Below are 26,124 nucleotides of genomic sequence, written 5' to 3'. Positions count from 1 at the left end.
AGGACCCCATGACCGCCTTCATCGAATGCCGCGCCTGCGGCAAGCAGCACACCTTCCGGGACGACTGGAAGAGCGACGACGAACTCGCCGCCGACGCACGCGCTCTCGGCTGGACGACGCGTCCCGCCTCCACGCGCTGCGCGGAGCACGTCGACACCGTGATCCCGCACCCCCTGGAGTGCACCCTCGGTCACGACGTCGCAGCCTTCGAGCGGAGCCTCGGCATCATGACCGGCGGACGCCCGGTGAACTTCAATGGTCGCCGAGACTTCTTGCGCCCCCGCGGCGACACCTGCCCATGGATGCTCCACTACCTCAAGGACCCCGTCGAGTTCCGCGAGTACGTCCTCGTCGGAGCGGCCTCGTGAGCGCCGACATCGTCGCGCCCGCAAGCCCTGATGAGCCCGAGCAGACTCCGTTGAGCGACGTTGTCCCCTTCGCGGGCGCGAACGCGGTCGAGACCCGCAAGGCTGCGACGGAAGCTCGTGTCGAGCTGGCCCGCCAGCAGGTCGAGGTCGAGCGGCGCCAGGCCGAGATGAAGGTCGAAATGGAGCGTCAGCGATCCGAGATGGAGGCCGCCTTCCGCAAGCAGATGGCGGAGCTGAACGCGACCATGGCCCCGCTCAAGGAGCAGCTCGCGCGCCTCACCGAGGTCATGTGGAGTGTCGATCTTTATCTCGGGAGAGACGAAACCCTCCAGCTCATCCGCGATGGCGAGCCCGCGCCCGCCGACACCCCGATCCACCTCCGCCAGCGGGTGCTCGTCATGGCCGAGGAGTCCCTCGTGCTCATGGGTAAGAAGTCGACGGGGATGGACCACAACGACATCCCCGAGTTCGTGAACTGGCTCCTCGAAGACGACGCCAACCTCAATCGCATCCTGCCCGAGCAGAAGGGCGTCGTCGTCCTCATCCCGACCAAGGTCGTCACCTCGTCGGGCAACATCTTCGAGGACGCCTACAAGCGTGCTGCGAACGAGCAGTCCTACTGGCTGATCCGCAACGGCGAGAAGGTCTACCTGCTTACCGTCGACCCCGAGCTGCGCATCTTCGACCGAGTGCTTCCCCGCCGCACCGAGTTCGTCGAGGTCTTCGACAAGGGGCTCTTCGGCTTCGGCCGACGCTTCGGCGAGCCCGTCGTCCCCGGCTCTGACGAGTGGCTGGAACTGGAGAAGAAGGCTGACGCCAAGCGTCGCCACTACATGCGCGTCCTCCTCGTGCTCCAGGGCATCATGGACCGCACCCCGGCCTGGCATCCGCTGCCCGAGGGTGGAGCCAGCTTCCTGCGCCTCGAAGACCAAGACGAAGGCAAGATCGTCCTCGTCCAGGACGGCGACGACGCCCTTCAGCTCACCGACGGCCGCGAGTCGTTCTCCGCGTACCAGCGCCGCTTGAACGCGCTCCTGCGCCCCGGCATGCGCGTCATCGGCGACTGGCGCACGGAGGAGTTCCGCGACCTCCGCGGCGAGGGGTGGAATCGCCGCTCGTACCACCCGCGCCTGCGCCCCGACACGATCGACTCCGTCCCCGAGAGCAACACCCCGCACCTCATCGAGGGGCGCCGTGACGGCGGCTTCGTCATCCGCTTCAAGCGCAGCGACAAGGTCTGGAAGCGCAACGTCCCCGTCCCCGACAAGCCTGGCTACGTCTACCGCGGCCTCTCGGACGCCGAACCGAGCGTCCGCGCCTCGTGCCTGGTCATGCCGTCGGACTCCTGGGTCCTCCCGCTCGACCTCGTGACCGTCGCCGACCTGAACTACTACCTCAACAGCCGCGACAACCGCTCCAAGTCGTTCCTGACCATGGTCCCCACCATCCAGGCCGCGCTCGAAGTGAAAGCCGCAGAGGCCGCCACCGAGGCGCCGTTCCGCGACCTCATCGCCCGCCTGATCATGGCCGAGGGTGCGGGCATCGACGAGGCCCCTGCGATCGTCGACGAACTCGTGCACTGGTGGAAGGTCGCCAACACCTGGGCTCGACCCCTCAATGGCGAGCCCAAGCACGAGGCAAAGGCGGCCACCCAAATCGTCGCCGAGTACAAGCTCCGCCAGTCTCACGCGGGCGATGACTCTGTCGAGCGCATGATCGCGGCTGGCCGCACCGTCCCCGGTGCCGTCGCTGTCGCCCGCGACAAGGCGGGCAAGTGGCACGTCTACGCGGCGAGCCCTGAGGCTCACGACCCCAACGTCTTCCTGGACATCACGCCCATTCGCAAGGACGGAACCCTCGGCACCACCGAATCCGAGCGCGTCCTCCAGAAGCGCACCGCATCGGCGCTCTTCGTCGCCTGGCAGGCCGACGAATGGAAGACCTGGCACTTCGGCGTCAACGCGAAGCACTACCTCACTGCTCCCGAGCGACAGGCGGTCGTCGACAGCCTCCGCGACTCCGTCGAGGGCACGCCCATCATCGTCACCGAGTACCACGATCCTCGCGAGCCCGCGGTCCGCACGATGGCGATCTACGCCTGGCGGAACGGACGGCCCTCCGAGGCCGAGGCGCGAGCGACCTCGGGACTCGGATCGAGCGGTTGGGGCGCGAAGAGCGACGACGGCCTCCTCGCCGTCAAGATGGTCCGAATCGAGAAGGACGCCGCCGGAGTCGCCACTATCCCTACGACCTCCCGCGATTCCCATCACTACGAGGCCTGGGAGCACTTCTCCCCGAGCTACGACCGCTACGTGACCGTGATCGGCGGCACCCGCCGCGGCGGCCTGCCCTACTGGCCCGACGACGCTGTCCGCTACAGCGACGCCCGCCCCCGACTCGCCTGGGTCGACCAGGTCATGTTCGACGAGGTCATGGACTACTCCGCGCGCTGCGCCACTGTCGCCGAGGAGGAGCTGAAGGCGGCTCGGGCGACGGCCGCCCTCGCTCACCGGTACGTCACCGCCACGTGGGCACTGATCGATGCGCGCCAGCAGGCCGCTGCGCACGTGCGGTTCGTTGAGGACTTCGGGACCGACGCTGAGGACCTCTGGCCCGCGCACCTGAAAAGCCTCAATCTGAAGAAGCCGCTCAAGAACGACGCTGTCGACGACCTCGTGCGGAGCGCCCTCGACCACGACGACGCCCTCGTCGGCCAGACGCTTCAGCAGCTCGCCGACACTCGGCACGAGCACGGCCTCGCCGAAGAGCGCTGGACGCCGACCAAGGTCGATGTCGGCGACTACGGCGACATCGTGGTCCCGGCCCTGGATGAGCCCGAAGGGGACATGGGGACGCCGAAGAAGTAACGGGCGTTACGACGACGCGAGCGGGCCGCCCATGCTGCTCGCTCGCGCGTCGAGCGTCATGAGCCCGGGTTTCGATAGGGACACGGAAATCGCAACGTGAAAACGGGGTGACAGCCCAGCTCGCCGCGGAGTCGCAAGTAGCTACGGTAAGGCCATGCCCACCTCCATGTCAGACGCGGAGTCGACGGCGGGCGCGTCGCTGCGGCACCTGCTCGCGAGCCCCGCCGCCCGCAACCTCATCCTTCGCGTCTTCATCGTCCGTGTCGCCACGTCCGGCTTCACGACTGCCATCGCCACGCTCGTCGCTGTCCAGGCCCACCTCAACTGGTTACCGGGCCTCCACTCCGGGCTGACCGGGCTCGCGGCGCTCGGCGTCATCAGCGCGGCGGGTGCGGCCGCCTCCTGGCCGTCAATGGCATCAGCCAGCGCTGGGTCGAGCGGTGGGGGTCCGGCTCGTGCTCGGCTTCGCGGCAGCCGCCCAGGCGATCGTCGTCGCATTGTTCTCCGTTGGCGCGTTCGTGTGGGGAGAGATGGGCGTCGGCGTCATCGGGCTCGCCGCGACCACGTTCCTGTTCTCAGCGACGACGCCGGGTATCGCAGCGCTCGCTCAGGGCTGGTGGCACGCTCTGGACCTCAGCCCTGAACTCAGCGCCCGTGGCAGCATCCTCGAACCGACGCTCTCGGCGACCGCGTGGACCGTCGGCCCGGCCCTCGCCGCGCCACTGGTGCTCCTGTCGCCCCTGGCGGTCTTCGGCTTCGGCGGCGCTGCATTCATCGGCTGGCTGCTCGTGTCACACCTGCCGGACCAGAAGCCTGCCGCGAAGGCCAAGACCCGCATCGGGAAGGTGGCGGGTCTTCACGACTGGTGGATGTCCGCCACATACTCGCTGTACCACGTCGCCCGAGCGCTCCTAGGAGCCGGATCGACTGCGGTCCTCGTTGGCGCCGGACAGGCGGGCCTTGTCGGTGCGGCAAGCTCGGCGCCGAGCGCTGGGCACATCATCGGCGGCTTCGCTTTCGCGGCGCGGAAGGACGCGACCCGCGGCCTCGCCCGCGCGGTCTATCGGGGGCTGGCGGGCCAGGCGATCCCCACGGCGGTCATCGCTGCGACCTTCATCGCCTTCCCGCATCCTGGGGCGATCGCCGCCGCGGTGATGCTCGTCGGCGGCGGAGTGCTCATCGGCATCCTCAAGGCACCGGTGGCTGGGGCGATCTATCCACTGGCAGCCACGGCCCGCCCACACCTCTCGCCTGGCCGCTCGGCCGCGATCATGGCGCAGGGCATCACGATCGGAGGCCTCGTAGGGCCTCTTCTCGGCACGCTCATCGTGTCGACAGTCGGGGCCGTCTGGCTCCTGCCTGCGTCATGCCTCGCGCTGCTGCTCTGCGGAGTGGGCGTTGCGCTGGACGGGACAATGCAACGCATCCTCGCGGGAGCCCCGGAGTCGAACGTGGTCGAGATGCCGACGACCGTCGAGCCGGTGGTCGAGGCCGCGTAGCGGGAATGAAGGAAGGCCCCACCTGTCCCGGCTGGCCTAGGGGGCCAGGTTTACTCCGGTAAGCGGGGCGGAGAGGGACTCCGACATCCCACGGTGGGGCCTTCTGGGTCGTGTTCGAGGCGACTTGTGTCTAGTGTAGCAGGTTGCGAACAACGTCGACCAGCGAAGGCTGGGAATTCACCACGATGCCGGGATTTGGACCCATCTTGCGGCCTGTAGAGAGTGAGGGGCTTTCTCTCGATGATCCAGGAGGCGCCATGCCCAATCCCCAACTCACCCAGGCCCAGTTCGGCGCAATCACCGCCGCCGTCGCCCTCCTGGAGGTGCACCTCGAAGATGAGGGCACCCAGCGAGACATCGACACTCTGAACCGCGCCTACCGGAAGGTGCAGGACTGGTTCGAAGGCAGGGACACGGAAACACCTCCCGCGATGACCTCGCGCCGGTAATCTCGGCGCATGGCCCTCGGTGAACACGTCCTCCTCCTGACCTACGACCTCAACCAGGACGGCCACGAGTACTTGCGGCGCGACTGGACCAGCACGTGGGGCGACGAGGGCGGCTCCCGGTGGGTCCGAGTGCAGCGATCGGTCCTCCTGGTGCGCTCGGAGCGCTCAGCCCAGGAGTTCTGCGACGTCTTCTACGCAGGCGCCTGGACGGCGCCAGGACGGCTCTTCGCCATCGACATCCTCGACGCGCCCTACTCAGGGAGAGGGGACAAGCGGGCCTGGGACTGGCTGGAGTCGGCGCGCTCCGGCGCCAGGGCCGAACGAGATGCACGTCTCCGAGTTCAGAACGATGCCTGGATGCGCGATCAAGATGCGAAGTTCGTCGGGAGACTGGCCGAGGGGTGGCCAACGACGCCCATCCGTCTTCGCGATGCGATCAGGCTTGAGCACAATCTCGCCACCGAGCGACGGGGTTCTCTCGATGCATGGATGACGGGCCTCCTGGATGAGCAGCTTCCGGGCTGGAGGGAGCGCGAGGAGGTGGCCCGCGCGGCCGACAACGGTTGACGCTCAGCAAGACAGCATGTACTGTAGGAATGCGCTTGAGGGACAGGCGTACGAGAGGACGTCATGAGCACCCGCAAGACCTTCACCGAGAGCCGCACCGTCATCGAGCACTACGGCTCGCAGCACATGGCGGCCGTGATGCACGACGGGCACGCATCCATCCACCTCCAGGAGAGCGACGAGGCCGGGCGCATGACGCTCAGCGCGACCTTCTACCCGTCCGTCGAGCAGCTCCGCGAGCACGCCGCAGGCATCCAAGCGCTCATCGACGCCATGGTCGCCAACGGTGAGCCCGAGGCCAGAAAGGGCAAGCTCAACCAGGCGGAGATCGCCGAGTGGCGCGCCATCGCCTACCCCGACGCCGAGGTCGAGCGATGAGGCGCGGGAAGTGCAACCGCTGCGAGCTGCGCAAGGACGTCCTGCTCGCCTCCCACTTCGGCGGCGGCAGCTTCCGTCGCCCGGGTCGCTTCTACCGTTCGAGCATCTGTGAGGACTGCGCCATCGAGCTGAAGTCGATGACGACCGAAGGCGACGGACGCCACACCATCAGCCAGTGGGGGATTGGCTCGCTCGAAACCGTCATCCAACAGTTCGCCGACATCCGCGCCCGCGACCAGGCCGCCGCCAAGGCTCAGGGGGAGTCGCTGTGACCGAGACCACCATGGGCCGAAAGCCGGGCCTTCGCCTCATTGCGATCCTCGCCGCCGCCGCCGTCATTGTCGGGGCCGGGGTCGCCGTCGGAGCGAACCGCGCCTACGGCGCCGAGACCAGCCGTCAGTGCGGAGCTGCGCTCCAGGCTGGCGAGAAGGCCGCCACCCGTGCCAGCAAGGCGAACAAGGCGGCCGACGTCACCCTGAAGGCCATCACCAGCACCACGCTCCCGGGCGGCAAGGGCTGGAAGAGCACCAGCTACGCGGCGCACCCCGCCGTAGCGGCTGTCGCCGCAACCTCCGCCCGCCCGAGCGGGGTCGACTTCATCAAGGCCGTCGGCAATGACAAGCTCGACCTCGCAGCACTGCACGCCGAGAAGACCTGCGGGGACCGCGCCGCCGCCAAGGCGATCACCGCCACGGCCGCCAAGACTCGACAGGCCTCCAGCCAGCTCTCCCTCGACACCTCGGCCCTCGCGATCGATTTCGCCACCTTCCAGAAGGACGAGACCGCCCGCGTTGCCGCGGAGGTCGCCGCCACCAAGAAGAAGGCGGAGGCCGAAGCTGCCGCCAAGAAGGCTGCGGCAGAGGCAGCCGCGAAAGCGGCGGCTGCCGCCGAAGCTGCCCGAGTCGCCGCGGCCCGGCAGGCTTCGCCCGTCAAGTCGTACACCGGCGGCACCAGCTCCTCGCGAGGTGGCTCCACGCCTCCAGTCGCCCGCTCCACGCCTCCCGGCGCAGGGACGCTCGGCGGCGACATCGGCGGAGGCGTGGTGCCTCCTGGCGGTTACGGCTGCGTCGTCTCCAACGGGCACGGTGGGACCATGCCCTGCCCGTAGCGCCGCCTCTGAGTATTGACGCTCGTTCGTCTTACATGTACTGTAAGACGCACGAGGTCGAGGGACGGTCTCCGAGAGGACGCCCACCATGTCGAACACCTTCGACCCAACGACCATGACGATGACCGTCGTCGGCGAGATCACGCACCGCGCCTACCTCTTCGGTGAGCGCGACTACGACGTCTACGAGTTGAAGGACGGCATCTACCCCATCGTCGCTTCCGAGCCTGGCACCAACGGCTTCTATGCGGAGGTCCCAGCCTTCTACTGCCTGAGCGCCCGCAAGTACGGCTCCTCGCGCCCCCAGAGGCACACCACCGTCCGCGTCTGGTTCCGGCCCGACTACCTCGCCCCCATGGGCCCCGTGCCCATCAAGACCGGCTACGTGGACTCGGCAGTCGCATACGCCTGGGTCGCCCCGGCAGGCGAGGCCGCCCCCACGTTCGATGCGATCCAGGAGGCCGCCACGGCGATGCGCGAAGCCTCCGCGGGCATGCGGCACTTCGGCATCTCCGGCCCGATCCACGACGCAGAGGCCGCCAAGCGCTTCGCTGCGCGCTCGGCCATCGTCGAGGCCGCGCGCCCGGTGCACGCATGACCGAGCCCAAGCGCACCATCGTCAAGCCAACCCGCGACCACAACGGGTCCCGCTCACTCGTCGGGCGTATCGAGGTCGACCCCTCGTGCACATCTCCCCGAGTCGGGCCGACGGCGGACCCGGCGTCGGCATGGCCATCCATGGGTTCCACTTGCTGGGCACCCGCCAGGTCTTCGTTGACGGCGAGCACGTCGGTGTTGCCGAGCGCTACGAGCGGAGTGGGCGCCGGATGCGTGACGGCCACGACGTCGGCGGCCAGGGTTTGCCGATCGAGTGGCGGCTGGTGGCGGACGACGGCCGCGACTTCGGCAACTACGCCCACCGATCGTTGTCCACGATGCTCTTCGAGTCCATCACGATCCTGGAGGGTGGCTCGCTCTAGCGGCTACCCTCAGACCATGGAACCGAGCACGGGACGCGTCAAGCTACCCCGCCTCCCGAGGCGGGTGTAGCCCTCGGAAGGAGCCTCCATGGCTCACAGGTCCCACCGCCAGAAGGGCTGTGCTCTCTGCAAGCCCTGGAAGAACCGCGGCAACGGAGACGCGCGTCGCGTCCCCTTCCGTGTCAACCGCCAGGTCGGCCGCAAGCGCCGCTGGTCGCGCGGCGACGTCGACTGAAAAGCGCCCGACGCTACAACTCAACGAGGCTCGGAGTTGTAGCGTCGGGCGCTTCTTGCAACTGGGGTTGGGAAGACTAGGCGCCGATCCCAACCGGTGCGATCTGCTCGAACTGGGCGCGCCAGTGGTCCCCTTCGGGCGTCAGGTGCAGACGGTATTCATCCGGGCCGAGCTTGCCCTCGGCCCAGAACCAGAGAATCGTGCCCGACGGCGCTCCCGCCGGGTCGCTCCAGCCCATCTTGATCATGGACGCCGCCTGGGTCCACTCGTAGCCGATCGCCACCAGGCCTTCGGCAATCGCCTCGCCGAGGGCGTTTGCACGCGCCCCGGCGGTGAAGATGGCTCCGAAGTGATGCTTGATCACCCATCGCTCGACGGCGATGACGAAGGCGGTCAGGATCAGAGCCATGGGCCAGGCTGCGTGAAAGAGGGTGGCCGTGAGGGCCCAGAGTGTCACCAGGGTCCCTGCGGCACCCCCTGTGACGACGGCTGAGGTCCTGATGATCTGGCTCTTGAGTTCCGCGCTCATCTCCCAGTAGCCGATCCAGGCGCCGTAGCTGGCCTCGTTGGCCTGGAACTGTTGGCCCATGTCGAGATTGTTGGATGCGGGGAGCGTAGCTTCGCGGATGATCATCGGCGTCCTTCGGTCATGGTCGAATAGGCCTTCGGGCCCTGGTTTTTACGCTAGCAACTTGCGATTTCGTCCCGGACTCCGAGGCCATCCCGTTTTCACTCCCATCCCCGACCCTCCACCCCGAACGGCCCATGTGGTTTGAACGGCGCCGAGGTCGAGGAGTCGGGACGACGAAACGCCCCGCCGTTGAGCGGGGCGCGTCGTCGTCCGGTTCTAGTCTTCGCGGGCGAGGAGGGTCTTGCGTGCGGAGATGCCCTTGCGGAGCACGCGGATCACGGTGATTGCGTACGCCGCGCCCGCGACGAACATGAGTGTCGCGGTCGTGACCGCCGACGCACCCGCGGAGGAGGTTCCCACCGTGAAGGCGTTGCCCGTGATCTCGGACGCCGCCAGGGCGAACGCCGCGACCGCAGCACTGAAGGTGCCGCAGGTGAGGAAGATGATCTCGATGGCATTGAGGGAGATGGGCAGCGGATCGGTGTAGATCGTTGCGAGGGCCTGCTTGATGGTGCTCTTGTTTTTGGTCATGTTTTTACGGTAGCTAGTTGTGAAATAGGGCCAAAAGGGGGCGCCACCAAATGACCCCACCCTTTTTCAAAAGCGCCACCAAATGACCCCACCCCGCTCAGGGCGCTCCACTCCGTCCCTCATTTCCGCGATCGCCTTGCTCGCGGCCATCTCGCGGACAAAGGCTCCTCAGGCCGTCCATAAATCAGTGTTGACGCACTGTGCATATGCATGTACTGTAGGCAATGCGGGGCTGAGGGACAGCCCTTCGAGAGGACACCATGACCACCGCAACGGCCGAGAAGTTCCAGCTCACGATCCACGAAGACGCCCTGCGTCGCCGGGCCGACTTCCAGTCCGCCGACGCTTGGCACCAGCTCCTCGTCAAGGCGGGCACCTACGACGCCACCATCGACGGTGGCTACCTCTCGGTCAAGGTCGACACAGTGATCCTGGAGACCATGTACGTCAACAAGCTCGGCAGTGCCTCGCAGGCCGACCACCAGTTCCCCAACGAGGAGTCGACGTACTACATCGGCGCCTGGACCTTCAGCCTCCGGAACGGCGGACCGCTCCGCATCGGCGACACCAAGGACGGCAAGCCCGTCATCGGCTGGCTCGGCGGCGTCGGCGAGCCCGCGGCCACGCCCGAGCAGATGACCGCCCTCCTCGCGGAGACCAAGGTCGCCCGGGATGCCGGATACCAGTCGACCGTGGGCATGGTCTACGACGACCCCAAGCGAAAGGAGCTGGAGGCCGCGACGAAGGACCGCATCCAGGGCCTCATCGACGCTCTCCGCGCCTCGCTCGTGGAGGTGGCCAAGTGATCTCCAGCGCCGAGCGTGAGCGCCTTCGTGACATGCTGCGAGGCATGAGCGCCGACCAGATCGACGAGCTGCACCTCCTCCTTGAAGAGGAGGACGACGACCGCGTCGACTACAACATCCGTCAGCAGCGACAGAAGGCCCGTGCTCTCCACCGAGCAGCGTGACGACATCCGCGCCACGCTCCGAAGGATGAGCCGCGCCGAGATCGAAGCGTTCTGGGAACTCATCGCCGAAGAGGCCGATGACCGTACCGACTGGGAAGATCGCGATCCTCGCCTGAGCCGATAGACCGAGAGCAGACATGAACGACACCACCTCCGCGCCGAGCGTCAACAGCATCATCGACCAGCTCCTCGTCGCCAGCTCCAGCCCCGGACGAGCGGCCGCCGCCGCTCTCATAGGCGAGGGCTACCTCGGGGGACCGTCAGCGCGAGCCTCGCCGCCGAACATGACGCCGTGCGCCGCACGGTCACCGTGACGCTCCGGAGGCGCATCAGCAACCCCGCCGACCCACGCATCACGCAGGCGGTCGACCGCCCACAGTCGCAGACGCGCCTTCTCGTGGAAGACCTCGTCGACGAGCCCACCGAGGCCGCGCTGCGCTCGATTCTCCGACGTGGCCACGAGGTGCTCGCCGAGAAGCGCGATCACCCGCTCGTGCAGGCGATCCTCGCGCCCGCAGATAGCCTCGACGTCTTCCGCGCCGACGTGTCGACCACGACCGTGAACATGCAGCTCGTCCACACGGACACCAACGGGCGCCCCGGTGGGCTGGAGTCGGTGGCTGCGATCGCCGACGGGCTCCGCATCGCCCGCATCTTCTTCCGCCTCGTCGGCGGGATCGTTGAGGTCTCGTCCATTGAGACGCTCCCCAGTCACCAGCGCCACGGGACCGGACGGGCCCTACTCGCGGAGGTCGAGCGCCTCCACCCGCACACCCCGCTCGACCACGGCCCCCTCACGGAAGAGGGACTCGCGCTCAATGCCGCTGCCTACGGCCCCGCCCGGCACGGCGAGCTGACCGTCATCCACCTCGACGACCAGGACGCCTCCGACTTCGACCTCGGCGCGCTGGACTACGGCGACACGCTCTACCGCGGGGGCTGGACCCTCAACGGCGTCCGTGTCACCAAGGACCAGGCTCTCGCGGCCGCCTTGAGCGCGGAGGACGGCAACCGCGCCTGACGGGTGCAGCGAGGCCGGGTCGCACACACATCCCTTCCGCCGTCGGAACACTTCTGCCCACACCCGAGGCGGGCGCCGCCAGCCCGCCTCGCCCGAGGGTCAGGGATGGGAGAGCCCGGGGGAAGCGAATCCTGACGCGACCGTAACTCCCGTTACGCTTGACGTATGTGCATATGCGTGTACTGTAGAAGTAGAACGAATAGGTGCCGAGGGACGGCGCCACGAGAGGACACCATGACCATTCAGGCCCCCAGGGCAGTTCTTGCCCACGTCACCAACGAACACCTGCTCCGCTACAAGGAGCGCAGCAGTGGCTGGAACAACGACAGCGCCACGATCTACGACTACGACATCACCGACGAGACTCTCCTCGACCTCATCGCCGCCGCCGAGGAGGCCGACGACAAGTCCTTCGTCCGCATGATCGAGTCGATCCAGCTCGTTCGGAAGGGCGACTTCTCGAAGTCGATCCCGAGCTTCGGCGCCGGTGTCAGCCACATCAAGGCCTACCTCGAAAAGGACCTCATCGACGGCTGGGTCTACCGCCAGGAGTCCGACGGGCATCTGCATGCCTACCTCGTCACCGGCATCGGGATCAACGACGACAGCCGCGGCGGTGAGCCCACGCTCTACATTCGCCTGGAATCGAATAATGCTGGCAGTGAGGGGGTCGAAACGACGGCATGGGCCCGATGCGAACGACCGAGTCGTTCCACAAGGCCGACATCACGCGCAAGAAGGTCGCCGACGTCCTCGCGGGTCGCGGCATCTTCCACGAGACCCCCGAACTCAAGGCGGCCTACGAGAAGTCCACGGAGGACTACCGGAAGAAGCTCACCGAGGGTTTCGCCGAGCAGTTCCGCTTCACCGGCATCGCTGGTCGCAGCTACCGGAGCACCCAGTTCACGAACCGGCGCGTCATCCACGACATCGCCCCGAAGGAGATTCCGGCGTTCGCCGAGCGCACCGACTCGGAACTCTTCGGCGCCGTGCGGGGCCAGGCCAGCGACGGCGACACCACCGGCGAGGTGCCGATCCGGTCCGTTCTTCGCGTCTTCGACCTGCACAACCATGACTTCCTGTGGGTCAACAGCCAGGACCTCACCGCCTACGAGTACGACCTCACCCTCCGCGACAAGCTCGTGCTTCCCGCCGATCACCGGGAGCTGCTCGACATCCTCACCACTGACATCGCCACGTTCACCGGCGACATCATCGAGGGCAAGAGCGCGGGCAACGTCATCCTCTGCAAGGGCGTACCCGGCGTCGGCAAGACCCTCACGAGCGAGGTCTATTCCGAGCTGATCAAGCGCCCCCTGTACTCCATCCACTCGGGCACTCTGGGCATCACCGCCGACACCGTCCGCAAGAACCTGGAAGAGGTCTTCGACCGCGCCAAGCGCTGGAACGCGGTGATCGCGCTCGATGAATGCGACGTGTTCGTCCGCGCCCGAGGCAACGACATCCAGCAGAACGCCATCGTCGCCGAGTTCTTGAGGACCCTGGAGTACACGTCCGCGCTGATCATCATGACCACCAACAGGTCCGACGATATCGATGACGCGATCATCTCCCGATGCGCGGCCATCATCGACTACACCCTTCCCGACGCCACGGATGCGGCCCGAATCTGGGACGTGCTCGGCAAGAACAGCGGTGTGGACCTCGGTCGACCCCTCATCGACGGCCTCGTCGCTGGGTTCCCCGAGATCGCGCCCCGCGACATGAAGATGCTCCTGCGCCTCGCGCTCCGCGTCTCCGAGCACAAGAGCGAGCCCCTCTCGACGGACCTCTTCCGCCGCTGCGCCATGTTCCGGGGTCTTCACTTCCAGGGTGACGCCGCATAACAGGGACACGGAAACAGGGCTGAAATCGGGCTCGACTAGGGCAGAAGTGACCCCCTGTGATGCGGTCCGCGGTGGATACCGTGAGTTGACTGCACCACAGGGGGACTCATGACTGACCTGCAACCCATGCCACCAGCGCCCGCGTACGGGCCGCCGCCTCTCACCGAGCCCCGGCAGGGCCGCCCCGCCTCGACGGCCATCGCCATCGTGCTCCTGGTGCTCTCGGCCTTCGCGCTTCTCTGCGCCTCCGGCCTCGACTTCGTCCTCTGGATCACCGCCGGGGGAGTCGATGTCGAGACCCCACACGCGCAGGCGGCCGCCGTCGCCTCGACCGTCGTGATCGGATGGATCGTCTCCACTGCCCTCTGGTGGACCAGCCTCGTGCTCACGATCCGCGCTATCCGTAGAGCCCGCCGCTCCTGGGTCACCGCGCTGAGCCTCGGTCTCGTCGTCGGCGCCGTCCAGATCGGCGCCTGGGCTCTCACCGCCCTGTTCCAAGCGAGCATGTCGTGAGGCTCGACCAGGAGATGCCCCGCACGACCGCCGTCGTCAAGCGGGTCGGCCTCGTCGCCGGGATCGTCGTCGGCGCACTGCTCCTGTGGCGCTTCGGAGGGGGCATCATCGGCATCCTCGCCATCGGCGGGCTCATCGCGTTCCTCATCTCGAAGGCCCGTCAGTCCTCCGGCAAGTCGCGCGAGATCGACATGGTCGGCACGGGGTCATTCCGCATCGAGCTGCCCCTGCTTCTGCGCACCATCGCGGTGATCGCGTTCCTCGCCGCTTCCACGCTCGACCTGGTGCTCTACTGGCTCGCCCACGGCATCGACGTTCGGACGCCGCAGGCCATCGCGTCGGCGCAGCACGCCACCATCGTCATTGGGTGGCTCCTGAGCGTGGTCGCCTGGGTCGTCGGCCTCATCGTCGGCAGACAGCGCGTCCGTGAGGGTCGTCCCCAGGTGGCGGTCGCGGCAGTGGCGGGCGCTGCCATGGGGGTCGTGCAGATCGGCTCCTGGGTCGCCTACATGATCATCGGAGGCTGAGATGCGGTGGGACAAGCCGCGCCCGGCCCAGCGCTCCGACAGCCTGACGGTGGTGCTCATCATGGCTTCCATCGTCGTCCTCGTGATCCTGACGCTGGTGGACTTCTTCATCTACGGGCTCTCCAGCGCCTGCATCGACGCCTGCCCAGCCCCGTCCAGTGCGGCTGCGGGCCACGCCGTCGCCCTGTTCGCCTGGCTCGGCTCGTTCTCGGCGTTCGTCATCCTCACCCTCTTCGCCGTCAGCCCCTCCGCGAAGCTCGGCGGAAACGGTTCGGTCATCGCCCTCGCGATAATCCCTGCCATGCTCGTCGCGCAGTGGCTCGGGGGCAGTCTCATCGGCCTCATGGTCAACTAGGGAGACGCCATGCACACGCCCGCCAACACGGACTTGGGCCACGCCCTTGCCATCTACTTCGGGCGCGGCATCTCCGCCTACCCCGCCGCCCGATTCGACCATTTCGACGGCGGAATCGACGCAGGGCTGCGCGCTGCCATCCTCCGTGCGGTCGAGGATGCCAACGCCATCCCCGTCGAATGGGGAGACGGCACGGAGGACTCGCTCCTCCACGGGTCCCGGCACATGCGTGCGCGGCTGGCCGAGCTGCGCCCGGACATCTCCGAGGAGGGGCTCGACGCCCTGGAGTGGCGCTTCAGCTACGAGTGGCGGTAGCGCCTTCGGGGACACGGAAACGTGCGTCTCAAGGGGTGCAGCAGCCGTGCCCTGTGACGAATGTCGGTGGTGCCGCGTACTGTAAGAAATGGCCCGAGGGACGGGCCACGGAGAGGACATCATGAGCAGCACCATCACCCACAACACCGCAATCGAGGCCGCCGAACTGCCCGAGCAGCTCGCCCTCAGTCTCAACAACGACTTCACCGGCGTCACCTACCAGCTCAAGACCTCGGAGATCGACAGCATGGGCGCCCAGGGCGACCTCATGCACAGCGGGGGCAACGTCTGGCTGACGATCAACGGGGTGCAGATCGGTTCCCTCTGGATTCACCAGGACGAGTCCGGCAAGCCCATCCTCGAACTCGGAACGAGCGTCAACAACGAGAACGGCGACTGGGAGCCCTGCTCCTCGATCCCGCTGGAGTTCGCGCTGGAGCAGCCCGCGGAGAAGGAGCACCAGGCCATCGTCCTGCCGTTCGCAGGCTTCCCGCCCGAGTGCTCGTGTGGCTGGAAGTCCGAGCGGTTCCCGAAGGAGGGCTCGCTCCTCGCTGACCACCTCGCGGAGTTCGGGGTCGAGCCCACGGCCTGACTCGGGCCCGATCCATCAGGGCGCCACGCAACTCGCGTGGCGCCCTTTGCCATGCTCCGAGCCCGAGGGTCGGGGATGGGAGTATCCGGCGAGGCGGCCCCGGGCATGACGAAGGGGAGGCCGTCTCGACGGCCTCCCCTTCGTGGCAGAGCTAGGCGGAGTGCTTGCGACCGCGGCGACGTGCGGCGACGAGCAGGCCGCCACCGAGAAGCATGGAGACCAGCGCCGCGAAGCCAGCCGGGTGCGGATCGCGCGAGCCGGTGTACGGCAGGCTCTCCGGGAGTGCCTGCTCGCGGACCGCCGCGGGCTTCACGCCCGAGGTCGCGGTGCCGGAGAAGCTGACAGGCGTCGCCACCGGGATCGTGACCACCGGCGTCGGGGTCTTGACGGGGGTACCGGCACCCGTGCCACCGCCTGTGCCCGTGCCCGTGCCCGTGCCGGTTCCGGCGCCCGGGTCCGCGGGTGCGGAAGCCTTGACGGTGATGGACTGCGTGGCGACGCTGATGACCGTCGGGTCGGCGATGTCCTGCGTCGTGAGGGTGACCGTGTACGTGCCCGCCTTGGCGAAGGCGTGCTTGCCGATCGAGCCGCCGTGGGTGGAGCCGTCGCCGAAGTCCCAGAACGACAGGTACTTGTTCGGGTCGGTGTCGCCGCTGGCGACGAACACGACCCAGAGGCCGCTGTGCTCGCCGACGTAGAACTTCGACACGGGCGGCGTGGTCACGGTGACCTCGCGGGTGCTCGTGAACACCTGGCCGCCGGAGGTGACGCGAAGGGTGATCGTGACGGTGCCGCGGGTGCCGGTGGGCCAGGTGTAGTCCTGGACCGGGCCACCGGAGATGCTGGCCGCAGCCCCGAAGGTCCACTCGTAGTTCGTGATCGGGTCGCTGCCGGGCGTGGTGCTGGTGGCATCGACGTGGACGTGAAGACCGTCCGTGACGGCGGCGGTGAAGGAGGGGGCCGGGGCGACGAAGGGCTCCTCGGGTGCCGGGTCGGCGACGGGAGCCGACTCGGTGGGCTCGGGCTCGGGCGTGGGGGAGCCGGACGGGGCCGGGTCGCTGCTGGGCGCGGGGTCCGCGGTGGGCTCCGGGCTCGGAGAGTCCGTGGGGGCCGGGGCGGGCTCGTCGGTGGGGACGGCCGCGGGTGTCGAGTCCTGAGCGGTCGGCTCGCTCGTCGGGTCGACGGCGGGCGTGGTCGCCTCGGGCGTCTGCTCCGTGGTGGGCGCGACGGGCGTCTCGTCGGCGTGCGCCGTTGCGGCGCCGGTCAGTGCGAGACCGGCGGATGCCAGCGTGATGGCAGTTACGGCGGCCGCAACGCGGATCGGCTGGCGGGTCTTCTGGGTGGTCATGGTGTCCTCTCGGCCGGGTCCCTCCCGGCACTCGTTCTACAGTACACGTTATGGTTTAAGTGTCTATCCCTCGGTTGGGGGTCATTCGCAACCGCTGACCTGGGCGCTACCCAGCTAGCGACTGCCTATGCACTGTGCTACAGTACATTTATGTCTGAATTAACGTCACGTCCTGAGGTCGACCACATCGTGGCGCTCCACAGGACCGTCACGGACCACGCCGAGCTGATCGCCCGCGACCTCGAACGCCTCGCCCTCAAGGTGCGGGAAGAAGCCACCAGCTTCACGGTCAACGCGGACGGCGCGGCCGCCAACAGCGAGCGAGCCCACTCGATCGGCTCGATGGTTACCTCGGAAGTCGCCGGGCTCCACCTCAGCGCCTTCCACCACCGCGCCGCGGAACTCGACGTGCTCATCGCCACCGAGCGCGGCGCCCACAAGGGCTGGGACGAGGGACGCTCCTCCGTCGGCGTGGACATGGCGAAGCCCCTTGACGCCGACGGCATGCGGCCCACCTCCAGCAATCCTCACGGAGTTCCTCACGTGCAGGTCGAGGGCAACTACTTCGATGACGTGGCCCTGATCCTCAAGCACTGCGTCTTCGCCGCCTATGACACCCCGGGAGAGAGCCACGACTCGTGGACCAATCGCGCCCAGGCATTCCCGCACGAACTCGTCCGCATCCGCAACATCGCCGATGACGAGCGGCGCGCGCGCGAGTTGGCAGAGCTGGCCTCATTTGCTCTCGGGCTCCTGTCGTCCGGCGCACTCACCAAGACCGCTCCGACTCGGGTCCGTGTCCTCATGAACGCCCGCCGCCCCGGCATGCGCGAGCAGCTCCTCACGCACGCAGGGGACCTCACGTGACGCCGCAGCAAGTGAGGGGTCGCAGAGTCCTCGGTGAGCTGATCCGCAAGTACCCCGAGCCGGACGGCGTGATCTATCACCTGCCCGATCGCGCCCGCGACGATGAGCGCACCCCCGACTTCGCCCCCGTCGTCTGCGGCGGCGGCCTCGTACTTCCCCAGCGTCGAGACTCGTCCCGAGTCCGACGTCTGCCCCGACTGTCTCGCTGGAAAGGTGACCCTCTGATGGCCGCTACCAAGAACCGCGTCTTCCGCATCGCGGATGAGCTATATGCACCCGCGCAGGACGTTGCGCTCGATCATGACGACAGCCTCTCGGACGTCGTGCGACTTGCTCTTGCGGGCTATGTCGAGAGTGCGCGGAACGGCACCGAGGGCACCGACGAGTTCATGCGGACCCTGCGTCGCATGTCGACGAGCAGCATGCCCGTCACGCCCCAGTTCGCATAAACGCATATGCACTCTCTAACGTGGACCTAAGGGACACGGAAACCCGCTCAGCATGAGCTTCTTCATGCTCGCTACATACGCCTGACCATCTCGCTAAAGGAATCCCATGCCGTTCGAACAGAAGTACACGCCCGAGACCCGCCAGCAGGCCACCGACGAGGTTCTGGCCCGGCGCGCGGCGAACCCCAAGGACCGGAGCATGATCCGGGAGACGGCCGAGAAGTACCAGGTCGGGGAACAGTCCCTCCGCGGATGGATCAAGGCGTACGACAAGGCCAACGAGCCGGAGCCGAAGTCGGAGCCCGTGGCCGCACCGGCGCCCGCCGTCGCGCCTGCTGCCGCAGCGCCCGCCCGCGAGGTGGTCGCAGCGCCCGCGCTCAAGCCCGCTCCCGTCAACGCCCGCATCGCTGAACTGGAGGCTGAAGTCGCCAAGCTCACGCGCGACAAGGCGGCACTGAAGGGTGCCCTGCGCATCCTCCTCGACGACTAGACACGCCGAGTTTCCTCGCGGTGTTGACGCTTGCATATGCAGCGTGTACTGTAGCTCTCAGAGGCCCTGAGGGACAGGGCCACGAGAGGACATCATGACCATCACCGCCATCCGCCCCATCGTCAGCAACAAGCTCGCCGAGACCATCGAGACCTTCTCGGGCGACTCCGCAGCGCGCTTCGCCGCCGAGACGCTCGCCACCGAGGCGGGCTTCTACTTCCACATCCAGACCTCGCACGACCTCAGCCGCGCTGTCATCGGCTACCGCGAAGGCGTCAGCAACGTCGAGGTGCTCGTCGACGACGCGGCCGAGATGGAGACCTACATCAACGGCAACATGGTCTACGCCGTCGGCCTCAGCGAGAGGGCGGCCGAACTGGTCGGCTTCGTGTTCGCCAACGTCGCAACCTTCGCCCTCGCCGCAGGCTTCGCGTCGCAGGTCGAGGCGGACGTGCTGGAGAGCATCGCCGCGTAGCACCCACCATCACCGAGAGCCCCGATCGCCCCGCGCGGTCGGGGCTTTTGGCGCGTGGACGCCCTGCCGAAGATTCTCGCGAACCACAGTTGACGAAGTGCATATGCACGTGTACTGTAGCAATCAAGCGGCCCGAGGGACGGGCCACGAGAGGACATCATGAAGACCACCGAGATCACCGCAGGCGAGCTTTACACCACCGGCACCGCCGCCGAATTCGAGCCCAGCGCCATGTTCATCCTCGACACGACGACGCCGGTGCTCTTCTCCACGTCGCAGGGTGCCGAGATGGGGACGCTCCGGAAGGCCAAGAAGGGCGAGGCCAAGCGCATGCTGGCGATCCTCGCCATCCAGAAGCCGGAGAGCATCCGTGAGCACCTCGAAGAGCTTCGAGCGCTCAACGTCAACGACCTCCTCGGTGAGACCCAGATGTCGACGAAGCTCCCGCGGGGCACGTTCATGCGCGCCATCTCCCCGGCGATGCTCAAGGGCACATTCGACGAGGTGACTGCGGAGCAGGCGCGGATCGAAGCCGAGCGCAAGGCGGAGGAGAAAGCCGCCCGTGAAGCACGCGCAGCCGAGTACGACAAGGTGATGAACCTCAGCACGATGATCCGCAAGGCGGGCATCCCTGCCACGGGTCCGGGCCGCATCGAGTTCGACTTCGAGGGCCACGCCACGCTCACCACCGAGACGCTGACCAAGCTCCTCATCGCCGCCAACAGGGCGAGCCGCTGATGGAGCACATCGTCTCGGAGCGACTCGCCGGGATCAGGCTCAAGCGCCTGCTCGGCGAGTCGCAGCGGTCCACCAGGTCCGCCCTGACGGCGGCGCAGTGGGACGCCGGACGGGATCAGGTCCTCGCGGCACTCGCCGTCGGCGCGGCACTCGCGGCCGACCCCGATCTGACTGCCACAGCCCTGCTCCTGGCGCAGGAAGCATCCCCCTCTCGGCAAACGAGACCGGCGACGCCTTCCATGGCTGGCGCCGCCTCCGCGCGGACACTATGCGCGACCTCGAACAGCTCCGACGCGACCAGAAGGGCGCAGCCGCATGACCGCGATCGACACCACCTCCCTCGAAGCACGCATCGTCGAGGCGCTCCGAGACGGACGCCGTTCATCGATCAAGGCCCGCAACTCAGCCGCGAGCCCCATCGAGTTCAGCAACGCCCTCCGCCTCACCCGGGCCCTGGCGAGCACTGGTGGTCCCTTCGGGAACTCCGCCGATGCCCTCGGGCGCGCCATCCTCGTGTTCACCGAGGTCGAGACCAGCTCGGCCGACCCGGAACAGCGCCGCAGCTACGGTGCCCGTCGGGTGGCGATCCTGGACGAACTCCTCGAACTCCGTTCCGCCCTCTAAGAGCACTCGCTCGAACACCCTGGGCCATGCGGGCCTGGGGCGTTCCGGTGCGCCCGACGAAGACCGCTTCTGTCGCAACCTGCTATACTGACGCTATCCAGGTAGCGCTGTCCCGTGCGGGCCACGCGCCATCCCAGCTCGCAACGGAGCCCCATGATCATTCTTCTGGCAGCGGCCGCCTCGCGTGCCTTCAAAGCCTTCGCGCCCGCCGTGCCCACGCCGATTCTCTGGCTCATCATCGGCTTGGCCGTCGCGGTCAACCTCATCGTCAAGGGGCGCATCGTCATCGCCGACAACGCCGCCGAGCGCGCCGACGAGGCCGCCCGCACAGGCACACCCGTCGCCTACACGCTCCAGCGCCCGAAGCTCACCCTGAAGGGGTTCCGGCGCCTTCTGCCTGTGGACGCTGCCACCCTTGGTGGGCTCGCCATCATCATCGGCGCGCTCCACTTCCTCCCCGAGCAGTAGGGACACGGAAACCATGACCTTCCACCTCACCGAGGAGGAGCCGGGCGTCAAGTACGAGTTCGACCTGCCGGGTGATCTTCCCCACCTCACGCAGCTCCAGCACGGTCGCCGCGTCAAGATCAAGCCGCAGCGACTCACCATCAGCGCCTCTCGCTTCTCCGAGCCTGGCGTGCTCGACGTGTACATCGAGGGCCCGACGGTCAAGACGAATGGCAGTGACGGGCAGCATCGCCGCGGCGTCGCGTTCCACGACAATGTCCGGCAGTGGGACGAGCCCGCGAGCCGTATGAGCGAGCTGCCCGCCTGGGCCGCGACCCACCTCGCCCGCGTTCGCGAGTGGGAGAGTAACCGCCGATGACCGCGCACAGAGACCCCTCCGTCCCGAGCGCCTACGACCTCAACGGCCAGCACGCCGCGGATGTCCTCATGGGCGCCCAGGCTCTCCATCTCGACGCGAACCTTCACGGCGATCCGCCGCCCACTCGCAACCAGGTCGCCGCGGTGCTGCACGGCCTGGCCAACTTCGGTCTCGCTAGCCACATGCTCTCGCCGGAGGTGGCCGCCCTCGGCGCCGACAAGCTCGACCCGCTCGGGGAGGATTTCGCCCGCGCTACCGGCGTCGGGCGCTACCTCAAGGGTCTCGGCCACTGGCTGGAGACCTACCCCGATGACACGAGCCTGGGAGAGTAGTCAAATGACCACAAGGGACACGGAAACACCAGACGACCCGCAGCGCCGCATCACGGACGTCGACGAGCTGTCCCGCGTCGTGTGGGGCTATTTCGGCCAGAAGAACCACGACTTCACCTACGACTCCGAGAAGCGGCAGGTGACCCTCGTCCTCTACGACGCCATCGTCTTCAAGTGCGGACTCGGCGACGAAGGCGACCACGGCTCTTCCTTCGGCTGGATCGAGCAGGGCAACTCCGACTTCACACAGAGCGTCTTCGGCCGCTCCCTCATGCGGACCCCGAACAAGGCGTCGATCGAGGATGCGCTCCGCCTCGTCGATGCGTGGGCACGCCTGGTCCTGCCGGACAGGTACCTCGCCGTCTACGACGACATCTTCGACACCCGAGCGAGCGAGAAGCCCGCTCGCGTGTTCGCCGGGAAGCGTGGGCGCGGCGTCGTCGGGCACGTCAACGAAGACCCGGGCTGGTAAGAAGTCCGTCGCCGACTGATAGATCGGGGCCCCTCGACGCTCTCTCCAGTAGAGACCCCATCGAGAGGACCACCATGGCCGACCTGACCACCCGCATGCTCGACACCCTTGCCTGGATCGAAAGTGCCGGTCCCCTTCGCGTCGGGCGTCACGTCGACCCGATGCGCGATCGCGTCGGCGCCCGAACCGCAGCCGCGCTGGAGGCTCGCGGCCTCATCGAGCGGCAGTACATCGGACCGGGTGCCGGGAAGGTCGCCACCACGCGCCTTGGCCGCGACCTGGCGCGCCAGCTCGCCCGCGACTGAAGCGGCCACGTGCTTCACTGACAACCTCCCAAGGGGACCGGCACGGCGCGGTGCTCGACCAAGCAATCAGCGGTACGGTGTGCATCACGATCGCCCTCCTTCCTCCCGGAGATGCTCATGCCTGCTGCAACAAAACCCCGCGCCAAGAAGGCCCCTGCCAACGCCCCGAAGGCGGCCGCGAAGCCCGACGCCAAGACCCCTCCGAAGGCGCCAGCGAAAGCTCCGGCGACTCCGAAGCCGATGTCGACGGCCGCCTTCGTTCGCGCCGCCAAGTCCGGCACCCTGCGCGAGGACGTCAAGGCCGCAGTTCTCTACCTCGCCGACTCGCGTCGCGCCTTCCGTCGCGGCACCCTCCCGCCGCAGCTCAAGCCCCAGCTCGACAAGGCCGCACCCGGTTGGCTCACGCTCTCGCCCCGCGAACTCGATGACGGGTGGGCCCTCCGCAACGGCGTGCAGCCGCCCTCCTGGGACCACGACTACCTCACCCTCGCCCGTGAAGGTCGACTCGCATCCGTCGGGGCCGACGCCGACAACTGGCTTACGCTCCAGCGCGCCCTCCTCTCCGTCCACCAGGGCGCAGGGACCGACAAGGTCCTCGACGAAGCCCTCCCTGGCTGGGTGAACCCCCTCACGGCCGAGCAGCTCGACCAGATCACCGCCGAGAATCCCGACGACCGCGCCAAGGCGGCCCGCCGAGTCAAGCGCCTCGCCGACCTTGATCGAGCGGCAGTCCGCAGCGACCTGGACAGCGACAGCTACCTCGCCGCCGCCGCCGAAGGACGCCTCGCCTCCTTGCCCACCGGCAACCGATGGCTGAACGACCAACGCCACCGCCTGGCCACCGGCGACCTCACGAAGAAGCGCGCCGCCAGCTACGACAAGGCGATCCCCGGATGGCGGGACCACAACGCCGCCGACCTCGACACCGACGCCCGCCTCCGGGCCGTCGAGGCCGGAACCGCCCAGATCGAACCCAAGTCCCTCTTCGAGCGCCGCATCGTCGAGGTCTCGAAGGGGTGGCCCCTGGAACCCATCACCGGCCCCGCGAAGTCCTGGCTCCACGAGCAAGGCGTGAAGCTCCGTCGCGAGCAGCTCACAGAGACCCGGAAGCGGGCCCTCGATGACAGCATCCCCGGATGGCGATCCGAGATGCCGAGCATCATCCGGGCAGCCCGGTCCGCTCGGACATCCGAGGGCACAGCGCGCCGCGCACCGTACATCGCCGCCGCCTCGGACGGGCGGCTGTCGAAGAAGTCCACGGCGTCCCGCGCATGGCTGATCCGTGAACGGGAACTCGACTCCCTTGGCCTGCTGCCCGCCGACGTGAAGGCGCAGTACGACAGCATCATGCCGCTGTGGCGCTCGGCCAGCCCCAGCCAGCTCGACGCGGACTGGCGCGACGTGTACGTCACGGACGCATCCGTCGTCGATGAGGCAGCATCCGCCCCTGAGGTCGCCGACGGGCGCGACCAGCACTACCTGACGCTGGCCAAGGATGCCCGCCTCGGCTCCGACAAGTACTCGACGCAGTGGCTCATGGTCACCCGAGCCGCCGCATCCGGCGGCTATCTCAGCGAAGACCTCCACGCCGCCCTCGACCTGATCGCGCCCCGCTGGCGCCGGGACAACGTCAACACGCTCGACAGGGACCGACGCGTACTCCTGGCAGCGGTGGAGAAGGCTCCCGATCGCCACTACCTGGCCCTCGCCCGCCGCGCGCAGCTCGCCACCGATGCGGGCGCCAAGGCATGGCTGGATCATGCCAAGCAGCTCGACAAGCAGGCCCAGCTCCCGTTCGACGTGTCCGTCGCGCTCGACGAGATCGCGGCTGGATGGAGGAAGCTCAACCCGGCAGGGGTGGATGCCGCCGTGGTGGCCGCCCGGACGCCCGTCGAGCCGCCGACGTTGCCCGAGCTGATGACCAGGCTCTTCGACACTCGCATGCTCAAGCGCACGGACCCCTTCGCTGCCGCCTGGCTCGCCCACGTGAAGCGCGCCGAGGCGCGCGCGTAGGTCGCTCCGCTCGCTCTCCCATCCCCGACCCTCCGGCATTCCTCGAAGTCTCCGCATAGGCGGGGTACGAATGGCCCATCCGAGTAGGGCAACGGGTGACAACCTGCTACAGTAAAGCGCATGAACCTCCCCTCAGCGCCTGATCCGCGCCGGGGAGGATCGCCCACGCAGGTGATCGATTCGGGTCGGTCGCCTTCGGGTATGCGGACGAGTCTGGGAGGGCCGTCCGCACTCCGTGGTGGTGTCGTAGCTAGGGGTAGTCGCGACACCGCCACGGGGGCTCTCGTCGGGATCGCTGGCTAGGCGCTCCGATGATCGCCGTGTGCTCGGATGCCTCCGGAAGGATGGCGCGCGGCACATGGGCCTGGGTCCGCGAGAACGGCACGTACGCGTACGGCCAGTCCGCCACCCCCTCTGACGTCGGCAGCACCGAGCTGCGCGCCGCCATCGAGGCCGTCAGGGCTACGCCCGAGGGGTCCGAGGTGCACCTGCGCACGGACAGTCGCGTGACCCTGACGCTCATCGCGCCGTATGCGATCATCACGGGCTTCGACCTGGGCGGCCCGACCAAGTTCCGGCCCGAGTTGGTCGACGAGTTCGCCGAGCTGGCCGAATCGCGCGAGATCATCGCGCACTGGGTCCGCGGCCACCGGGCGACCCCCGAACCATGCCGCCGACCGCCTCGCGAGCCTCGCCGCCGACCGCCTCGCGAGCCTCGCCGCCGACGAGGGACGCATCGACTACGGCTCCGAGGTGCTCCAGGCGCTCAGGAAGTTCCGCAGGCACGCCGCAAACGACGCCAGGAGGGCCCTGGACCGCGAATGCGAGTGCGGGCTCGTCACTGCCGAGGCGCGAGCCCTCAGCCGCCGCCAGGAGCCCGTGGCGATCGATCGCTGGTGGGCGCGAGAGCCTATCGAGCTGATCGCCTAGTTAGCAACCTGCTACACTAAGATTGGCGACGTGGAACCGTGGCTGTAGGGGGTCCCGGTTCCGCATCGCCCCCGTGTTCGAGACGAGTGAAGCGAGACCCCCATGACTCGACGTCAAGCGTCAGCACCTCCGACCGCGCTCGACCGAGGCGCGCAGACGTCAACCCCGAGCACATCACCATCCCCAGGCCGGAGGTGGCGCACAGGCCGGAGAGCCAGACCATGGATGACATCGTCAGCCGGGTGGCCTCGGAACATCCGGCCACGGCTACGACATGGGTGGCAGCAACGTGACCGCAATGATCGCAGGTCTGCTCGACGACATCGACGAGACTCTCGACAGGCTCGCCCTGCGCCCTCGGCCCCTCTCGGTCGGCAGGACACCGTCACGATCACCGTCCCCGACATCGCGCCCTACATCGCCTACCGAAGCCTGCTCTTCCATCCGGCAACCGGGCGTCCGGTGCCCAATCGGTACTTCACGCGCGTGCTGCTCGACATCC

39 protein-coding genes are annotated in these 26,124 nt (G+C 67.8%); 35 read left to right on the top strand and 4 right to left on the bottom strand.

All coding sequences use genetic code 11. The annotated features are described in order from the left end of the window. Nucleotides 1-8 precede the first annotated feature (8 nt). The 11 genes from QUE79_RS21935 (at nt 9) to QUE79_RS21885 (ending at nt 8,451) form a co-directional block, all read left to right on the top strand. Entirely contained in the window at nt 9-368 is a 360-nt protein-coding gene (locus QUE79_RS21935) for a hypothetical protein (RefSeq protein ID WP_286347177.1), read from the top strand. Continuing rightward, nucleotides 365-3,235 carry a hypothetical protein gene (locus tag QUE79_RS21930; protein WP_286347176.1) on the top strand — a complete coding sequence of 957 codons (2,871 nt, stop codon included), beginning with the start codon at nt 365-367 and terminating at the stop codon, nt 3,233-3,235. The genes QUE79_RS21935 and QUE79_RS21930 overlap by 4 nt, the downstream gene beginning before the upstream one ends. Nucleotides 3,236-3,675: 440 nt before the next feature. After that, nucleotides 3,676-4,734 carry an MDR/zinc-dependent alcohol dehydrogenase-like family protein gene (locus QUE79_RS21925; protein WP_286347175.1) on the top strand — a complete coding sequence of 353 codons (1,059 nt, stop codon included), beginning with the start codon at nt 3,676-3,678 and terminating at the stop codon, nt 4,732-4,734. A 257-nt stretch (nt 4,735-4,991) separates the two neighbouring features. Next, on the top strand, nt 4,992-5,183 hold the full coding sequence (locus QUE79_RS21920) for a hypothetical protein (RefSeq protein WP_286347174.1): 192 nt from the start codon (nt 4,992-4,994) through the stop codon (nt 5,181-5,183). A 9-nt stretch (nt 5,184-5,192) separates the two neighbouring features. Next, nucleotides 5,193-5,750 (top strand): hypothetical protein, encoded by a 558-nt coding sequence (locus tag QUE79_RS21915; protein WP_286347173.1) that lies wholly within the window; start codon nt 5,193-5,195, stop codon nt 5,748-5,750. 63 nt (nt 5,751-5,813) lie between these two features. Further along, entirely contained in the window at nt 5,814-6,128 is a 315-nt protein-coding gene (locus QUE79_RS21910; protein ID WP_286347172.1) for a hypothetical protein, read from the top strand. Next, a complete protein-coding gene (locus QUE79_RS21905; RefSeq protein WP_286347215.1) occupies nt 6,125-6,400 on the top strand; it encodes a hypothetical protein in 276 nt (91 codons plus the stop codon). Before QUE79_RS21910 ends, QUE79_RS21905 begins: the two co-directional genes overlap by 4 nt. Further along, the gene (locus tag QUE79_RS21900; RefSeq protein ID WP_286347171.1) at nt 6,397-7,236 is read left to right on the top strand and encodes a hypothetical protein; all 840 of its coding nucleotides are present in this window, start codon (nt 6,397-6,399) and stop codon (nt 7,234-7,236) included. The genes QUE79_RS21905 and QUE79_RS21900 overlap by 4 nt, the downstream gene beginning before the upstream one ends. Before the next feature lie 88 nt (nt 7,237-7,324). After that, nucleotides 7,325-7,834 carry a hypothetical protein gene (locus QUE79_RS21895; RefSeq protein WP_286347170.1) on the top strand — a complete coding sequence of 170 codons (510 nt, stop codon included), beginning with the start codon at nt 7,325-7,327 and terminating at the stop codon, nt 7,832-7,834. A gap of 85 nt (nt 7,835-7,919) precedes the next feature. Beyond that, nucleotides 7,920-8,216 (top strand): hypothetical protein, encoded by a 297-nt coding sequence (locus tag QUE79_RS21890; RefSeq protein ID WP_286347214.1) that lies wholly within the window; start codon nt 7,920-7,922, stop codon nt 8,214-8,216. 88 nt (nt 8,217-8,304) lie between these two features. Further along, complete coding sequence (locus tag QUE79_RS21885) at nt 8,305-8,451, top strand: hypothetical protein (RefSeq protein WP_286347168.1); 147 nt, start codon at nt 8,305-8,307, stop codon at nt 8,449-8,451. 76 nt (nt 8,452-8,527) lie between these two features. Here the strand turns inward: QUE79_RS21885 and QUE79_RS21880 are convergent, their stop codons facing one another. Continuing rightward, nucleotides 8,528-9,085: a hypothetical protein gene (locus tag QUE79_RS21880; protein WP_286347167.1), complete on the bottom strand. Its 558-nt coding sequence runs from the start codon at nt 9,083-9,085 to the stop codon at nt 8,528-8,530. Between the two features lie 213 nt (nt 9,086-9,298). After that, on the bottom strand, nt 9,299-9,613 hold the full coding sequence (locus tag QUE79_RS21875) for a hypothetical protein (protein WP_286347166.1): 315 nt from the start codon (nt 9,611-9,613) through the stop codon (nt 9,299-9,301). 260 nt (nt 9,614-9,873) lie between these two features. Between QUE79_RS21875 and QUE79_RS21870 the strand changes: the two genes are divergently transcribed. From QUE79_RS21870 to QUE79_RS21850, 5 genes are read left to right on the top strand one after another with little or no spacing between them, the layout of a single operon-like run. Next, on the top strand, nt 9,874-10,419 hold the full coding sequence (locus QUE79_RS21870; RefSeq protein ID WP_286347165.1) for a hypothetical protein: 546 nt from the start codon (nt 9,874-9,876) through the stop codon (nt 10,417-10,419). After that, nucleotides 10,416-10,583 (top strand): hypothetical protein, encoded by a 168-nt coding sequence (locus tag QUE79_RS21865; protein ID WP_286347164.1) that lies wholly within the window; start codon nt 10,416-10,418, stop codon nt 10,581-10,583. The genes QUE79_RS21870 and QUE79_RS21865 overlap by 4 nt, the downstream gene beginning before the upstream one ends. Continuing rightward, nucleotides 10,561-10,707 (top strand): hypothetical protein, encoded by a 147-nt coding sequence (locus tag QUE79_RS21860; RefSeq protein WP_286347163.1) that lies wholly within the window; start codon nt 10,561-10,563, stop codon nt 10,705-10,707. Before QUE79_RS21865 ends, QUE79_RS21860 begins: the two co-directional genes overlap by 23 nt. A 13-nt stretch (nt 10,708-10,720) precedes the next feature. After that, nucleotides 10,721-10,897 carry a hypothetical protein gene (locus QUE79_RS21855; RefSeq protein WP_286347162.1) on the top strand — a complete coding sequence of 59 codons (177 nt, stop codon included), beginning with the start codon at nt 10,721-10,723 and terminating at the stop codon, nt 10,895-10,897. Beyond that, nucleotides 10,876-11,604 carry a hypothetical protein gene (locus QUE79_RS21850; protein WP_286347161.1) on the top strand — a complete coding sequence of 243 codons (729 nt, stop codon included), beginning with the start codon at nt 10,876-10,878 and terminating at the stop codon, nt 11,602-11,604. Before QUE79_RS21855 ends, QUE79_RS21850 begins: the two co-directional genes overlap by 22 nt. Nucleotides 11,605-11,703: 99 nt before the next feature. Here the strand turns inward: QUE79_RS21850 and QUE79_RS21845 are convergent, their stop codons facing one another. Beyond that, nucleotides 11,704-12,174 (bottom strand): hypothetical protein, encoded by a 471-nt coding sequence (locus tag QUE79_RS21845; RefSeq protein ID WP_286347160.1) that lies wholly within the window; start codon nt 12,172-12,174, stop codon nt 11,704-11,706. Nucleotides 12,175-12,287: 113 nt separating this feature from the next. On the opposite strand from QUE79_RS21845, the gene QUE79_RS21840 reads away from it, so the two are divergent. The 6 genes from QUE79_RS21840 (at nt 12,288) to QUE79_RS21815 (ending at nt 15,753) form a co-directional block, all read left to right on the top strand. Continuing rightward, on the top strand, nt 12,288-13,451 hold the full coding sequence (locus QUE79_RS21840) for an AAA family ATPase (protein WP_286347213.1): 1,164 nt from the start codon (nt 12,288-12,290) through the stop codon (nt 13,449-13,451). Nucleotides 13,452-13,559: 108 nt separating this feature from the next. Next, nucleotides 13,560-13,964 (top strand): hypothetical protein, encoded by a 405-nt coding sequence (locus tag QUE79_RS21835; protein ID WP_286347157.1) that lies wholly within the window; start codon nt 13,560-13,562, stop codon nt 13,962-13,964. Then, nucleotides 13,961-14,491: a hypothetical protein gene (locus tag QUE79_RS21830; RefSeq protein WP_286347156.1), complete on the top strand. Its 531-nt coding sequence runs from the start codon at nt 13,961-13,963 to the stop codon at nt 14,489-14,491. The genes QUE79_RS21835 and QUE79_RS21830 overlap by 4 nt, the downstream gene beginning before the upstream one ends. A 1-nt stretch (nt 14,492) precedes the next feature. Next, nucleotides 14,493-14,846 carry a hypothetical protein gene (locus QUE79_RS21825; protein WP_286347155.1) on the top strand — a complete coding sequence of 118 codons (354 nt, stop codon included), beginning with the start codon at nt 14,493-14,495 and terminating at the stop codon, nt 14,844-14,846. Nucleotides 14,847-14,855: 9 nt separating this feature from the next. After that, entirely contained in the window at nt 14,856-15,161 is a 306-nt protein-coding gene (locus QUE79_RS21820; RefSeq protein WP_286347154.1) for a hypothetical protein, read from the top strand. 121 nt (nt 15,162-15,282) lie between these two features. After that, nucleotides 15,283-15,753: a hypothetical protein gene (locus QUE79_RS21815; protein ID WP_286347153.1), complete on the top strand. Its 471-nt coding sequence runs from the start codon at nt 15,283-15,285 to the stop codon at nt 15,751-15,753. Nucleotides 15,754-15,904: 151 nt separating this feature from the next. On the opposite strand, the gene QUE79_RS21810 is transcribed toward QUE79_RS21815, so the two are convergent. Then, nucleotides 15,905-17,101, bottom strand: coding sequence for a PKD domain-containing protein (locus tag QUE79_RS21810; RefSeq protein WP_286347152.1), 1,197 nt, complete (start codon nt 17,099-17,101; stop codon nt 15,905-15,907). 150 nt (nt 17,102-17,251) lie between these two features. Here QUE79_RS21810 and QUE79_RS21805 point away from each other — a divergent pair, with 150 nt between their 5' ends. The 13 genes from QUE79_RS21805 to QUE79_RS25965 all read left to right on the top strand — a co-directional run bounded on the left by QUE79_RS21805 (nt 17,252) and on the right by QUE79_RS25965 (nt 25,642). After that, entirely contained in the window at nt 17,252-17,968 is a 717-nt protein-coding gene (locus QUE79_RS21805) for a hypothetical protein (RefSeq protein ID WP_286347151.1), read from the top strand. Continuing rightward, a complete protein-coding gene (locus QUE79_RS21800) occupies nt 17,965-18,417 on the top strand; it encodes a hypothetical protein (RefSeq protein ID WP_286347212.1) in 453 nt (150 codons plus the stop codon). Before QUE79_RS21805 ends, QUE79_RS21800 begins: the two co-directional genes overlap by 4 nt. Before the next feature lie 106 nt (nt 18,418-18,523). Next, entirely contained in the window at nt 18,524-18,907 is a 384-nt protein-coding gene (locus QUE79_RS21795; protein ID WP_286347149.1) for a hypothetical protein, read from the top strand. A gap of 94 nt (nt 18,908-19,001) precedes the next feature. Further along, nucleotides 19,002-19,382 (top strand): hypothetical protein, encoded by a 381-nt coding sequence (locus tag QUE79_RS21790; protein WP_286347148.1) that lies wholly within the window; start codon nt 19,002-19,004, stop codon nt 19,380-19,382. A gap of 159 nt (nt 19,383-19,541) precedes the next feature. Then, on the top strand, nt 19,542-20,120 hold the full coding sequence (locus QUE79_RS21785) for a hypothetical protein (RefSeq protein WP_286347147.1): 579 nt from the start codon (nt 19,542-19,544) through the stop codon (nt 20,118-20,120). 315 nt (nt 20,121-20,435) lie between these two features. Next, nucleotides 20,436-20,744 carry a hypothetical protein gene (locus QUE79_RS21780; protein ID WP_286347146.1) on the top strand — a complete coding sequence of 103 codons (309 nt, stop codon included), beginning with the start codon at nt 20,436-20,438 and terminating at the stop codon, nt 20,742-20,744. Between the two features lie 153 nt (nt 20,745-20,897). Further along, nucleotides 20,898-21,212, top strand: coding sequence for a hypothetical protein (locus QUE79_RS21775; protein ID WP_286347145.1), 315 nt, complete (start codon nt 20,898-20,900; stop codon nt 21,210-21,212). A gap of 13 nt (nt 21,213-21,225) precedes the next feature. After that, on the top strand, nt 21,226-21,570 hold the full coding sequence (locus QUE79_RS21770; protein WP_286347144.1) for a hypothetical protein: 345 nt from the start codon (nt 21,226-21,228) through the stop codon (nt 21,568-21,570). Then, a complete protein-coding gene (locus QUE79_RS21765; RefSeq protein WP_286347143.1) occupies nt 21,567-21,902 on the top strand; it encodes a hypothetical protein in 336 nt (111 codons plus the stop codon). Before QUE79_RS21770 ends, QUE79_RS21765 begins: the two co-directional genes overlap by 4 nt. Nucleotides 21,903-21,906: 4 nt before the next feature. After that, entirely contained in the window at nt 21,907-22,374 is a 468-nt protein-coding gene (locus tag QUE79_RS21760; protein WP_286347142.1) for a hypothetical protein, read from the top strand. 74 nt (nt 22,375-22,448) lie between these two features. Continuing rightward, entirely contained in the window at nt 22,449-22,679 is a 231-nt protein-coding gene (locus tag QUE79_RS21755; protein WP_286347141.1) for a hypothetical protein, read from the top strand. Between the two features lie 117 nt (nt 22,680-22,796). Beyond that, entirely contained in the window at nt 22,797-24,692 is a 1,896-nt protein-coding gene (locus QUE79_RS21750; RefSeq protein ID WP_286347211.1) for a hypothetical protein, read from the top strand. Nucleotides 24,693-25,003: 311 nt separating this feature from the next. Next, nucleotides 25,004-25,642 (top strand): RNase H family protein, encoded by a 639-nt coding sequence (locus QUE79_RS25965; RefSeq protein WP_350271756.1) that lies wholly within the window; start codon nt 25,004-25,006, stop codon nt 25,640-25,642. The last annotated feature ends 482 nt before the right edge of the window (nt 25,643-26,124 follow it).

Source organism: Frondihabitans sucicola (genome assembly GCF_030296615.1).
Taxonomy (GTDB): Bacteria; Actinomycetota; Actinomycetes; order Actinomycetales; family Microbacteriaceae; genus Frondihabitans; species Frondihabitans sucicola.
Note: the sequence above shows the minus strand (reverse complement) of the source record. Positions and strands in the feature narration are given on the sequence as shown.